At 43.7% G+C, this 13,863-nt stretch carries 11 protein-coding genes; 9 read left to right on the top strand and 2 right to left on the bottom strand.

Going from position 1 to position 13,863, the window contains the following annotated elements:
- Positions 1-9: 9 nt before the first annotated feature.
- Positions 10-345, bottom strand: coding sequence for a YolD-like family protein (locus D6856_RS11855; protein ID WP_243114085.1), 336 nt, complete (start codon positions 343-345; stop codon positions 10-12).
- An 11-nt stretch (positions 346-356) separates the two neighbouring features.
- Positions 357-1,625 (bottom strand): Y-family DNA polymerase, encoded by a 1,269-nt coding sequence (locus tag D6856_RS11850; RefSeq protein ID WP_120687112.1) that lies wholly within the window; start codon positions 1,623-1,625, stop codon positions 357-359.
- 192 nt (positions 1,626-1,817) lie between these two features.
- Here D6856_RS11850 and D6856_RS11845 point away from each other — a divergent pair, with 192 nt between their 5' ends.
- The 9 genes from D6856_RS11845 to D6856_RS11805 all read left to right on the top strand — a co-directional run bounded on the left by D6856_RS11845 (position 1,818) and on the right by D6856_RS11805 (position 13,805).
- On the top strand, positions 1,818-3,395 hold the full coding sequence (locus tag D6856_RS11845; RefSeq protein ID WP_120687048.1) for a helicase HerA-like domain-containing protein: 1,578 nt from the start codon (positions 1,818-1,820) through the stop codon (positions 3,393-3,395).
- Positions 3,396-3,655: 260 nt separating this feature from the next.
- A complete protein-coding gene (locus D6856_RS11840; protein ID WP_120687047.1) occupies positions 3,656-4,681 on the top strand; it encodes a hypothetical protein in 1,026 nt (341 codons plus the stop codon).
- 425 nt (positions 4,682-5,106) lie between these two features.
- Positions 5,107-5,877, top strand: coding sequence for a flagellin (locus D6856_RS11835; RefSeq protein WP_120687046.1), 771 nt, complete (start codon positions 5,107-5,109; stop codon positions 5,875-5,877).
- A gap of 338 nt (positions 5,878-6,215) precedes the next feature.
- Positions 6,216-7,145: an ABC transporter permease gene (locus tag D6856_RS11830; protein ID WP_092243146.1), complete on the top strand. Its 930-nt coding sequence runs from the start codon at positions 6,216-6,218 to the stop codon at positions 7,143-7,145.
- A 17-nt stretch (positions 7,146-7,162) separates the two neighbouring features.
- Positions 7,163-8,221, top strand: coding sequence for an ABC transporter permease (locus D6856_RS11825; protein WP_092243140.1), 1,059 nt, complete (start codon positions 7,163-7,165; stop codon positions 8,219-8,221).
- A 39-nt stretch (positions 8,222-8,260) separates the two neighbouring features.
- Positions 8,261-9,250 carry an ABC transporter ATP-binding protein gene (locus D6856_RS11820; RefSeq protein ID WP_092243137.1) on the top strand — a complete coding sequence of 330 codons (990 nt, stop codon included), beginning with the start codon at positions 8,261-8,263 and terminating at the stop codon, positions 9,248-9,250.
- On the top strand, positions 9,247-10,236 hold the full coding sequence (locus D6856_RS11815; RefSeq protein WP_120687045.1) for an ABC transporter ATP-binding protein: 990 nt from the start codon (positions 9,247-9,249) through the stop codon (positions 10,234-10,236). The genes D6856_RS11820 and D6856_RS11815 overlap by 4 nt, the downstream gene beginning before the upstream one ends.
- Before the next feature lie 42 nt (positions 10,237-10,278).
- Complete coding sequence (locus tag D6856_RS11810; RefSeq protein WP_120687044.1) at positions 10,279-12,069, top strand: peptide ABC transporter substrate-binding protein; 1,791 nt, start codon at positions 10,279-10,281, stop codon at positions 12,067-12,069.
- An 89-nt stretch (positions 12,070-12,158) separates the two neighbouring features.
- On the top strand, positions 12,159-13,805 hold the full coding sequence (locus tag D6856_RS11805; RefSeq protein WP_120687043.1) for a SulP family inorganic anion transporter: 1,647 nt from the start codon (positions 12,159-12,161) through the stop codon (positions 13,803-13,805).
- Positions 13,806-13,863 lie beyond the last annotated feature (58 nt).

Below are 13,863 nucleotides of genomic sequence, written 5' to 3'. Positions count from 1 at the left end.
AACAGAATGTTATTGCAGATCCTCATCAAATGAGACATCCAATATATCTTCAAAAGGGATCTTGGTATTTACTATCTGAAGGATGCGGGCGATCTCATCGAACCTCGCAACCATGCCTGTTACCTTGAGATATTCATCTTTGTGGAAATAGACACAGGTTATGATCCGGCCCTTTTTGATATTATGCATTTTCTTATCGAGCTCTTCGTACATTTCTTCGGAGAGCTCGATTTTTGGTACAACTATTTTTTCTTTTGCAAGAAGAGCTTCGTCAAGTCCCTTTACCGCTTGAAACGGAAGGAACTGAGCGGCTCTTTTTTCTATTGGCATTTTCTGTCTTGGCATATGTTACCTCGCTAAGCTTTATGTCCGCCGATCTGATTGTTGCGGTCTCTGGTCGTTGCGCCGTCTTCGAAGTTAAGTCCCTTAAGGATCGCATTCTTTCCGAATTTGTTCTTGATCTCAAGGACAGCCTTCTGCATCTTGCGGTCCTTCTCAAGATCCTGCGCGGGCATAAAGAACGAGTACTGCGTATATTCCTCGGGAATTACGTTGTTGGCTACAACGTACATGCGGCGAACCTTGTACTGCGGATTGACGATCTTGCTGTAAAGGTCGGCAATTCCCGGAATAAGCAAAAACGAAGCATTTGTTTCTGTGTCAAAAGAGAACGTGCCCTTGGCGGCAGGTAAAGGGCAGTCCTTGGCGTATCCGACCATCAGGGAAAAAGACTTGCTGACAAGCCCTTTGTCGACCATATCAAGGCAGAGGATATCCATCATCTCTTTTGCAATAACGAGTCCCATATCGAAGGTGTAATCGCTCATAAGGACCTGTCCCTGAGAAAGAGAGTGCGCCGCTGACGAATACGCCTTGATATCCTTGATCGTAGTGGGTTCGCGTCCCCAGGCGTGGTCTATAAGTAGCTCCGCGTTTACGCCGAGAAGTTTATAAAGAAGATTCTCATCGCCGTTTGCGATGTCTCTCATTGTCAGCATGCCGTAAGTCTCGAGTTTACGCGCAATTCCGGGGCCGATGCGCCAAAAGTCTGTAAGCGGTCTGTGGTCCCATAAAGTCTCTCGATAGCTCTTTTCATCAAGTTCTCCGATAAAATCCTTGGCGTGCTTGGCCGTGATATCAAGAGCAACCTTGGTTAAAAAGAGATTGCTTCCGATGCCGCAGGTCGCGCGAAGACCTAGCGAATCGTATATGTCGCCTATTATGGTCTGTCCGAGCTCTCTGGCTGTCATATGATAGAGATTGAGGTACTCCGTGACGTCCATAAAAGCTTCGTCGACTGAGTAAACATGGATATCGTCCTTGGAAATGTACTTAAGATATAAGGAATAAACCTGAGCGGAATAATCGAGGTATTTCTGCATCCTCGGAACCGCCATGATGTAGTCTATGTGCTTGGGTATCTCAAAAACGCGACATCTGTTCGGGACTCCGAGAGCTTTCATCGCAGGCGAGACCGCAAGACAAATAGTCTTGTCGCTGCGCTCGGGATCGGCTACGACAAGACGTGTGGTCATAACGTCAAGTTTCCTCTCAACGCACTCAACGGAGGCGTAGAAGGACTTAAGATCTATGCAGATATATGTTCTTTCTCTTTCAGCTGCCATAGCTATATTATACAAACGTATGTTCTGCTAGTCAAACTTAAGTTTCCGGAAAGACACCGCCTTATTTGTAACACAATTAAATATTTATTGTGCTATAATCGGTATATCTGAGAAATTCTTCTGTTCATACATGCAATTCGCGTATTATCTACATATGTATGAATATAAAATATGCTTTTAGAGGAGGAAGGTATGTTAAAAGACGGAAAAATATGGGTTGCTAACAACGAAAGCGGCAAGAATGTATTTCTTTTGCCCAAGATGGCTAACAGACACGGACTCATTGCAGGTGCAACGGGAACAGGTAAGACTATAACTCTTAAGGTCCTTGCTGAGTCTTTTAGTGATATGGGAGTTCCGGTATTTCTTGCGGACGTCAAGGGAGACCTTGCCGGAATGGTGCAGGAAGGCGTGGATTCCGAGGATATGCAGAAGCGTATTCAGAGATTCGGCCTTGAAGAAGCCGGCTTTGATTATCAGAAATATCCTTCAACTTTCTGGGATGTATTCGGAGAAAAGGGTATTCCGCTCAGAACAACGATCTCTGAGATGGGACCGGTTCTTTTGTCCAGGATCTTAGGACTTAACGATCTTCAGAGAGACATACTTTCGATCGCTTTTAAGATTGCCGATGACAACGAGCTTCTTTTGGTAGATACCAAGGATCTCAAGGCAATGCTTACATACATTTCCGATAATAATAAAGAGTTTGCCGCAGAATACGGTAATATCAGCAAGGTTTCGGTCGCAGCTATCGTGCGTGCGGTTGTTTCTCTTGAGATCGCAGGCGGAGATAAGTTCTTCTTCGAGCCCGCGCTCAACATCAAAGACTGGTTCACAACAGGCGAAGGCGGCAAGGGTATGATCAATATCCTCGACAGTACAAGCCTTATCAACAACGGAACTCTTTATTCGACATTCCTTCTTTGGATGATGTCTGAGTTATTTGAGACACTTCCCGAGGTGGGCGACCTCGACAAGCCCAAGATGGTATTCTTCTTTGATGAAGCACACCTTCTTTTTGCTGATGCGCCCAAGATCCTGATGGACAAGATTGAGCAGGTAATTAAGCTCATCAGATCTAAGGGCGTCGGAATTTACTTTGTAACACAGAACCCCAGGGATATTCCCGACGGCGTTCTTGCACAGCTCGGAAACAAGATCCAGCATGCGCTTAGAGCTTACACACCTTCAGATATGAAGGCAGTTAAGGCTGCAGCAGATTCTTTCCGTGAGAATCCCGCATTCAAGACCGCTGATGTTATTCAGGAGCTTTCCACAGGTGAGGCTATCTGCTCATTCCTTGATGAGCACGGAACACCTACAATGTGCGAGAGAGTTAAGATCTTACCTCCTCAGAGCCTTATGGGCGGAATCGATGATTCTGTCAGGGATAAAGAGATCAAGGGCAGCGTACTTTACAGCAAGTACTTCGAGCCTCACGATCCCGATTCTGCTTATGAGTTCCTGCAGAGGAAGGGCATAGAGGACGCCAAGGAAGCCGAGAGACTCAAGGCTGAAGAGCTTGCGCGCAAGGAAAAAGAAAAAGAGGAAGCTGCCGCTGCTAAGGCAAAAGAGAAAGAAGAGGCAGCCGAAAAGAGAAAACAGAAACAGAGAATCAAGACTGTCGGTAATGCAGTTGTTGGTACTGTAGGTAGAGAAGTAGGAAAAGGACTTGGTGGAAAGTTCGGAAAATTCGGAAAGACACTCGGAGGAAATCTCGGAGCAAGTCTCGGAAGAGGAATACTTTCAACAATCTTCAAGACCTGATAGCCGATGTTTATTCTTATCAAAAGATATTTATGCAATACAAAGGACCTGCTTATAATAAGCAGGTCCATATTTTTTGGGAGGAGGGGCTGTCCGGTTGGGGGACCTGACAGCCCGTGTATGAAAAAAAGTATTGTTGGGGGTTCAGAAGGTCTGTCCTTCTGATGTAATTTATATTACAATGTAACTGTTGCCAAACTGTGACAAAATTATAAAAGAATTATAACTTATTCAAAAAATAAAAATAGGAGAGAGAAAAAATGTCAAAAGATATACGTAATAACAACTACGCAGACCGCGAGTACTATTCGCGGGATGATAGGCGTGAGCGGGGATACGAGCGCTATAGAGATGAATACGACGATCGTTATGATGATCATATAGATTATTATGGAAATGAAGAAAGAAATGATGGCGACGACCGCTATGATGATCACTTTGATAATGGAGATCGCTACGATGACAGAGATTATAGATACGAGGATTCCGACGATCGCTATGATGATTATCGATATGAGGATGCCGATGGTGGTCGCTATGACGATCGCTACGAAGGCGACAGACGCTACGAAGATGAGCGCTATGACGATCGCTACGAAGACGACAGACGCTATGAAGATGATCGTTATGATGACGATTATGATCGCAGAGAGGACCGTTACGACGAGCGCAATGACCGTTACGACGACCGAGGCGAACGTTATGAAGATGATTACGAGGACGATTATTATCGCGACGATCGCTATGATGACAGATATGACGATGAGAGATATGATAGAAGAAAAGAACGTGACAGGCGCCGCGATGATGGCAGGCGTAATGAGCGTGACAGACGCAGGCGTCGCGATCGCGTAGAAGATTTTGAAGACGATTTTGATGATATTCACGGTGGTAAGGATATGAAAAACGGTGCAGTTAAGGCAATTATTGTAATTGCGGTATTATTGATAGTGGGACTTGTTTTTGTAAAAGTCGCTGTTCCGGCGATCAAGCAAAAGGCTAAGAAGGCAGTCGCTGAAAAAGCGGTAGAGACAGTGATTGAAAATGCAGAGAAGATCCCCGGTGCAGGAGAAAAGATCGGAGAGATCACTTCCAAGATGAGTGAGGAAGACAAGCAGAAAGTCACTGAGATTGTAGAAGAGCATATGGATACCGAGACGGTTACCGAAGTAATGCAATATGTAAATGATGGTGACGAGGCGGGACTTATGAAGTATGCTGCAGAGAATTTGTCGCCCGAGGAGATACAGGAGCTTACCGAGATGTACCAAAAGTACAAGGACTGAGATGTAGAGTGAAAATCTATGGCAAACGCCTTATAATTTAGAATGTAGAAAAAAAGTCCGCAGCAATTGCTGTGGACTTTTCTTGTGCTTTCGATGCATCTTTCGACATAAACTTAAAATTATCCCAATAACGCAAAAACACCCACGGGGGGACGTGAGTGCCTGCGATTTTCTTATGAGGGGGAGATAGTGATTACTCTAAAGAATAGAGCATGATTACATCACTAACTTTATAAATACTATAAACCATAAATGTGTTCAAAAAGTGAAATATTTTATTTTTTTCAAAAAAATTTTCAAATTTATTTGTGCGCAATGTAATTTCATTTCAGTTTCGATGTAATTTTATAATTTAAATATAGTTTTTTGCAAAACCACTTACTACTATAAGATTAGAGTTATGTTTTTTTGATAAGGAGGCCGATATGACAGGCATTTCTTCAGTATCCGGATATTCTTCATATTCACCGTATTCGGTTATTTCAAACGGCGGTACGTACACCAAGGCTGCTCAGGGAGCGTCCGAGCTTGCGATTCAGGAAAAGACCAAGGCTCAGACAACAGGTCTTGAGGCCGGCGGTGAGAATCTTACTTCCGCTAAGTCTGCTCTTAACGTAGAAGACGGAGCGATGCAAGAGGTTACAGAGTATCTTCAGTCGATAAAAGAGCTTTCGGTTAAGGCTTCAAACGGAACTTTATCGGACAGTGACAGACGCTCGATCCAGGATCAGATCGATCAGTATAAGAAGGGCATTGACGATATAGCAGGGGCAACTACTTATAATGAAAAGAAACTTCTTGACGGAACAACTCCTGATATGAGAGTTGCATCCGACAACAACGGCTCCGAGGAGGTTATCTCTTCCAAGAATGTTTCACTTAAGGCGCTTGGAATCGAAGATTACGACGTAACGAGCGGTGACTTCGATATGAGCAGGATTGATAAGGCAATCGAGAAGCTTTCAAGTGAAAGAAGCGATGCGGGAGCTACAACGAATAGAGTGGAGCATGCGCTTACATATAACAGCCATGCCGCTATGGAGCTCAACGGATATCAGATGAACAAGGAAGAGCAGAACGTATCTGATGCTATAAGCGCACTTAAGACCAAGCAGGCACTTGACGCTTATCAGGTCAATCTTCAGAAGAAACAGCAAGAGGATAAAGAGAGACAGTCAACGATGATTTTTGCTTAAAAAAGTCTTTCGCTCGCGTACAGGTGTTTTTTTGTCAAGGATTCTTGATTTATTTTAATCACTTTGAGCGATTTTAATGTATCGCTTGACATGGGTTAATCGTTTGATTATCATAGTCTGTGCTTGCACGTATTTAAGATAAGATTTATACGTGTGCTTAATATGGATGTTTCGGTACAATGACGTACGGGCAAGTATGTCATTGTACTTTTTTTGCTCGATTTAATGTGATAAAGTGGTAACGCTTTGCTCGAAAAATGAAAGCTCTAACATTCCATTATTTCGGTGTATAATATACTTATACCCGATAACATAAATTTTTACAGGTTGGAGAGACTATGAATACTAAGACACTAATGTACATTGTAAAGAGAGTATTGCTTGCAATCGTTACAATATGGGTAGTTATCACAGTTACCTTTTTCGTTATGCACGCAGTACCGGGAGGCCCATTCACAGGGGAAAAGGCTGTAACCAAACAGGTTATGGCAGCTATGGAAGCTAAGTATGGTTTGGACAAACCTTTAGGAACACAGTATCTTACTTATCTCAAGGACGTATGTCTGCACTTTGACTTCGGTCCTTCATTAAAGCAGAGAGGACGTAATGTAAACGGTATCATCCTTGACGGAATGAAGACTTCCGCCAAGCTCGGTATCATTGCAGCGCTCATCGCTCTTATCTTCGGAGTTGTTCTCGGATCTTTTGCAGCACTTCGCAGAAACAAACTCGTTGACAGGATCATTATGGTAATGACAACAGCATTCGTATCAATGCCTTCATTTATCATGGGATCGTTCCTTCTTATAATATTTGCAATTTCTCTTAAGATTTTCCCTGCTAACGGAGCGGCAAGAAACGGACTTTTCCTTCCCGTTGTAACGCTTTCGCTTTATCCGATGGCATATATCACAAGACTTACCAGATCTTCAATGCTTGAAGTTTTGGGACAGGATTATATCAGAACAGCAAAGGCAAAAGGCGTATCCGGAACAAAGATTATTTTCGGACACGCACTTAAAAATTCACTTATCCCGGTTATCACATACTTTGGACCGATGCTTGCCGGTATTGTCACAGGTTCCCTCGTTGTTGAACAGATCTTCGCGGTTCCCGGAATCGGAAGAGCGTTCGTTAACAGCATCACGGGACGTGACTATCCGCTTGTAATGGGCACAACTATCATACTTGCAGCCCTCATCGTAATCATGAACCTTATCGGTGACATCATGTATAAGGTTGTGGATCCTCGTATCACTTTAGAATAATTGGGAGAGTAATATAAATGGACAAGAAAATTTTCAGTGCACAGGTTAATATGGACGATTTTATTCCTGCCACAGACTCTGAAAAAGAGTATATGGTGCAGATGCGTCCTTCATCTACATTTTTTAAAGACAGCGTAAAGAGACTTCTCAAGAACAAGGTTGCTACAACTTGTTTCTTTATAATAGTATTTATCACATTGGCAGCTATTTTCGTGCCGATGTTCTGGCCTTATTCATATGAGCAGATGCTTGGGATGCAGGCCGGTAAGGCTACAGACAATTCTTTTAATAATCTCAGTCCTTTTGAGTACAGCACGACAGAGCAGACTTTAAGAGCTGCCGGAGAGAAGGTTGTTCCTCATATCTTCGGAACAGATTCTCAGGGTAGAGATTATTTCATCCGTGTAGTTTACGGAACACGTATTTCACTCGCAGTTGGCTTTTTTGCCAGCATAATCGTTCTTATTATTGGTATGACGATCGGTTCCATCGCAGGTTATGCGGGAGGAAGAGTCGATCTTATCATAATGAGAATAGTCGATATCATATATTCACTTCCGGATATGCTTATGGTTATCCTTCTTTCATCCGTCCTTAAGGTCGTAATGGAGGGAGCGCTTGACGGAACGGTACTTGCCAAGATCGGTTCGAACATCATCAGTTTGTTTATAGTATTTGGTGTTCTTTACTGGGTATCAATGGCAAGACTTATCAGAGGACAGATCCTTTCACTTCGTGAACAGGAGTATGTACTTGCTTCTCAGGCAGCCGGAGCAAAAGGAAAGTGGATCATTCTTAAACATCTTATTCCCAACTGCTTTTCGGTAATCATTATTTCAACAGCGCTTCAGATTCCAAGTGCAATATTCACAGAGAGTTACCTCTCATTCCTTGGACTTGGTGTTAACGCACCGATGCCTTCGCTCGGATCTCTTGCATGTGACGCGCTCAACGGTGTTTCATCATATCCTTCAAGATTGGTGATCCCGGCACTTGTTATTTCACTCATCGTTTTGTCTCTTAACCTTTTCGGCGACGGACTTCGCGATGCGTTTGATCCTAAGCTTGATACTTGATAGACATTTTTATAAGAGAAAACAGATGGAGATTTAAATATGAGTTTATTGGAAGTCAGAGATCTGCACACCTCTTTCTTTACGGATGCGGGAGAGGTCAAGGCAGTTAACGGAATATCTTTTAATTTGGACAGAGGCAAAGTCCTTGGAATAGTAGGAGAGTCAGGCTCAGGTAAGTCGGTTACGGCTTATTCGATCATGCAGATTCTTGCGGGAGCAGGTAAGATCGTTTCGGGTTCTATAAAGCTTGACGGTCAGGAGCTTGTTAATTCAGGCGAGAAAGTCATGAAGACCGTAAGAGGAAATAAGATTTCGATTATTTTCCAGGATCCCATGACCAGTCTTAACCCTACATATACAATCGGTCATCAGCTTATGGAGGCAATTTTACTCCATACAGGAAGAAATAAAGAGCAGGCAAAAGAGCGTGCGATCGAGATGCTGAGGCTCGTTAACGTAAATGAGCCCGAAAAGCGTATGGATCAGTATCCACACGAGTTTTCAGGCGGTATGAGACAGAGAGTTATGATCGCTATGGCGCTTGCATGTGAACCCGATATCCTTATCGCGGATGAGCCCACAACAGCGCTTGACGTTACAATTCAGGCACAGATCCTTGATCTTATGAAATCACTTCAGGAAGAGCTTGGAATGGCTATCATCATGATCACACACGATCTTGGCGTTGTTGCTCAGATGTGCGATGAAGTTATCGTAATGTACGCTGGTTCTATCTGTGAGCAGGGAACAGCGGATGAGATCTTCTACAATCCTTGTCACGAATATACAAAGGGCCTTCTTCGCTCGATTCCTACAGAGGGAAAAGAGGGTAAGAAGCTTGAGCCTATCAGCGGAACGCCTATCGACCTTCTCAATATGCCGAAAGGATGTCCTTTCGCACCCAGATGCGATGCTGCCATGAAGATATGTCTTCGTGAGAGAGCAGAGCGTATGCAGATTAATGACGACCACGCCGCAGGCTGTTGGATGAATGTCAAAAAGCAGATGGAAGGCGGTGATAGGTCATGAGTATAAATAATAACGAAAAAAATCTCCTTGAGATTAAACACTTAAAAGAATACTTTGATATTAACGTAGGATTTTTCAAGACCAAGCCTCTTAAGGCGGTTGACGATGTTTCTTTTGAAATCAAAAAAGGTGAGACATTAGGTCTTGTAGGAGAATCAGGCTGCGGTAAGACAACCGTCGGACGCACCATCCTTAATCTTTATAAGCCCACATCCGGTGAGATTTGGTATGACGGTAAGCTTATTAAGACCAAAGAGGATATAAAAGAGTTCCGCAAAAAAGCTACTATGGTTTTCCAGGATCCTTATTCATCACTTAATCCGAGAATGACGGTTTCCGATATTATCGGCGAGCCGCTTGACATACATAAGCTTTACAAGACTAAGGAAGAGCGCAGAGAGCGTATTCTTGAACTTATGGGATATGTAGGACTTAACTCTGAGCATGCTTCCAGATATGCACATGAATTTTCCGGCGGGCAGAGACAGCGTATCGGTATTGCAAGATCTCTTGCCGTTAATCCTGAATTTATAGTTTGTGACGAGCCCGTATCGGCTCTTGACGTTTCCATTCAGGCGCAGGTTATCAATATGTTTGATGAGCTTCAGGATAAGCTCGGACTTACATATTTGTTTATAGCACACGACCTTTTGGTTGTACGTCACATCAGTGACAGAATAGCAGTAATGTACTTGGGTAAGATGGTAGAGCTTGCGGATGCTGATGAGATTTACAATAATCCGCTTCATCCTTACAGCAAATCACTTCTTTCCGCAGTACCCGTTCCGGACCCCAAGATCGCAAGAGCCAATCAGCGTATTGTATTGTCCGGTGATATACCCAGTCCTCTTAATGCTCCTTCGGGATGTCCTTTCCGTACGAGATGCCCTTATGCAAAGGCTGATTGTGCAGAGTGCATGCCTGAGTTTAAAGAGGTTAGCAAAGGTCACTTTGTTGCGTGTCATCATATGGAAGACGCCAACTGAATGATAAAACTCAACTCATAATTCATAATAAGGAGGAAAATTATGAAAAAGAAGTTATTTTCAGTACTTCTTGCAATGACAATGGTACTGAGCCTTGTTGCCTGCGGCGCTAAAAAGGGCCCTGCAAAGGATGGAATAAGCGTATGTCTTGCATCCGAGCCGGCAACGCTTGATCCTGCACTTCAGTCAGCTGTAGATTGCGGTATCGTTATCAATCACCTTTTCGCAGGTCTTGCTACTTGGGAAGAGGGCGCAAACGGTGAGAGCGTACTTGCTCCCGATTGCATCACAGAGTTTACTGAGGGTGTAGAGAATCCTGACGGAACAGTAACTTATACTTATACACTTAGGGATGGTCTTACATGGTCTGACGGTAAGGCTGTAACAGCAGGCGATTTCGTATTTGCTTGGAACCGTGCCGCTTCACCTGCAACAGCAGCAGATTACGGTTACATGTTTGATGTAATCGACGGATATGATGCTATGTGGGCTGATGATGCCAAGGGTGATGAGGCACTTAATGTTCAGGCTCCCGATGACAAGACTCTTGTTGTAACACTTAAGAATCAGGTTCCTTACTGGAACGAGCTTATGGCATTCCCTACATACAAGCCTGTACGTGAGGATGTTGTAGCTAACGAAGCATGGGCAACAGAGCCTAAGACAATGATCTGCAACGGTGCTTACACAATCGAGAGCTGGGAGCACAACTCTTATCTTACACTTAGAAAGAGAGATGACTATGTTGATGCTGCTAAGGTGACAATGCCTGCTATCAACTTCTATCTTTCTGACGATGTAAATAATGACCTTGCTAACTTCAAGAACGGTGACTGGCAGTTTATCGATGATGTACCTACAAACGAGATTCCTGCTCTTAAGAAGGATTACCCTGATGAGTTCGTTATCACAGGTAACGTTGGTACATACTATCTTTGCTGGAATGTAAATGAAGACCTTCTTCCCAACAGTGATCTTGAGGGCACAGAGAAGGCTCTTGCAGAGGCTGAGATCAGAAAAGCCGTTAACCTTCTTGTAGACAGAAACTACATTGTTGAAGATGTATCACAGGGCGGACAGGTTCCCGCTTCTTCATTCGTCGCTATGGGTCTTACAGACGCTGACGGAACTGAATTCTATAAGAATGCAGGTAATAACGACTATACAGGATACTTTGATGTATCTAAAGAAGCATATGAAAAGACTTGGGAAGAAGCTAAAGAAGTACTCAAGAAGTACTACACATTTGATGAGGCTTCAGGAAAGTTCACAGATATGCCTTCACTTGTATACCTCTACAACACAAACGAGGGACATAAGGCAATCGCTGAGGCTATCCAGTCTAACTTCGCTCAGATGGGCATCAACATGAGCCTTGAGAATCAGGAGTGGGCTACATTCCTTGAGACAAGAAAGAACGGTGACTTCTCTGTAGCACGTAACGGATGGCTCGGAGATTACAACGATCCTATTTCTTTCCTTGATATGTGGACAACAGTTTCAGGAAACAACGATGTTCAGCTCGGTAAGGGCGACAATGAGACAGTTAAGGCTTACAGCATTGACCTTACAGACCTTGGCTATGATACAAAGGTTGAGAACGGAACATGGGCTGAGACTTATGACGTTGTTATCAGCGACATCAAGACATGCACAGATCCTAAGACAAGATATGCGCTTATGCACAAGGCTGAGGATCTCCTTATGTCAACAGGCACAATTTGCCCTATCTATTACTACACAGATCTTTACATGATCGACGACAGCGTAGACGGATTCTTCACAACTCCTCTCGGCTTTAAGTATTTCATGTATTGCACAATCAATAAATAATAGTTATACTTCTTGTGTATGACATCATGGCGTCGCCCCGGAGGTTCCGGGGCGGCGTTTTTACGGAGAATGTTATCAGGGAGAATATTATGGAAAATGAAAAACTTAAACCAATGCTGTTTACCGTTTTAAAAGGCTATAACGGTAAACAATTCGCGCAGGACCTTGTATCCGGAATCATAGTTGCGATAATCGCACTTCCGCTTTCAATCGCACTTGCGCTTGCATCAGGCGTTGGGCCTGAAGAAGGTCTGTACACTGCTATCGTAGCCGGCTTTATTATCTCCTTCCTTGGAGGAAGCAGAGTACAGATAGCCGGACCTACAGCAGCCTTTGCAACAATCGTTGCGGGCATTGTAGCCACAAAAGGAATGGAAGGCCTTGCTCTTGCAACTGTATTTGCAGGAATCCTTCTGATATTGATGGGTGTATTTAAACTCGGATCACTTATCAAGTTCATTCCATATACAATTACAACAGGATTTACAGCCGGTATCGCAGTAACTATCCTTATAGGACAGATCAAAGATTTCTTGGGGCTAACTTATCCTGCGGGAACTGCTACGGTTGAGACAATGGATAAGATCGAAGCCATCGGTAAGAATATCGGAACTTTAAATTATCAGGCACTTATCGTAGGTGTTGTTTGTCTTGTTATTCAGATTGTATGGCCCAAGATAAGCAGCAAGATCCCCGGATCTCTTATAGCTGTTATAGTCGGAATCTTTATGGTAAAGTTTCTTGGACTTCACGTTAATACGATCGGAGACCTCTATGTTATTAAGGGTCAGCTTCCCGCGTTCAGACTTCCGGCAATAAGCTATCCTTTGTTAAAAGACGTAGCGGGAGACGGATTTACAATTGCAATCCTTGCGGCTATCGAATCTCTTTTATCCTGTGTTGTTGCAGACAGTATGATCGATTCGAAGCACAGATCCAATATGGAGCTTGTAGCTCAGGGCGCAGGTAACATCGGATCGGCTCTTTTTGGCGGAATCCCCGCAACAGGAGCTATCGCTCGTACGGCAGCCAATATCAAGAACGGCGGAAGAACACCTATCGCAGGTATGATCCATTCAATCTGCCTTGTTCTTGTGCTTGTAGTGCTTATGCCTTACGCAGCGCTTATTCCCATGCCTACGATTGCGGCTATTCTTTTCATGGTCGCTTATAATATGTGTCAGTGGAGAACCTTCGTACATCTTGTAAAAACAGCGCCCAAGAGCGATATTTTGGTGCTTGTTCTTACGTTTGTACTTACGGTAGTATTTGACCTTGTTGTTGCCATTGAGATCGGAATGGTTCTTGCTTGTCTTCTTTTTATGAAGAGAATGAGCGAAGAGTCTCGTGTAAGAGGATGGAAATACTTCGATCCCGAGGATGATCCGGACGGAATGAACCTTAAGGATATTCCCAAGCACGTTCGTGTTTATGAGATCAGCGGACCTATGTTCTTTGGTGATGCCGAGCAGATCGCTGAGATCAGCATCAAGGACTTTACCAAGGCTCTTGTTATCCGCATGCGTGGTGTGCCCGCGATCGACGCGACAGCAATGCATTCATTCGAGCAGCTCTATGACAGATGTAAAAAGAACGGTGTTCAGCTTGTCTTTTCACATGTTAATGAGCAGCCTATGAATACGATGAAGAAGGACGGCTTTGTAGAGCTTGTCGGAAGTGAGAATTTCCTCCCCCACATCGACGAAGCGCTTAAGAGAGCCGCAGAAATACAGTAAATACTGATTTAATTAATCTATAATTCCTCGAATGATCGAATGATTTGTTCGAGGAATT

Origin of the sequence: Butyrivibrio sp. XB500-5, from assembly GCF_003625505.1 — a bacterium.
GTDB lineage: Bacteria > Bacillota > Clostridia > Lachnospirales > Lachnospiraceae > Butyrivibrio.
This window is presented reverse-complemented; position numbering and strand designations above follow the sequence as displayed.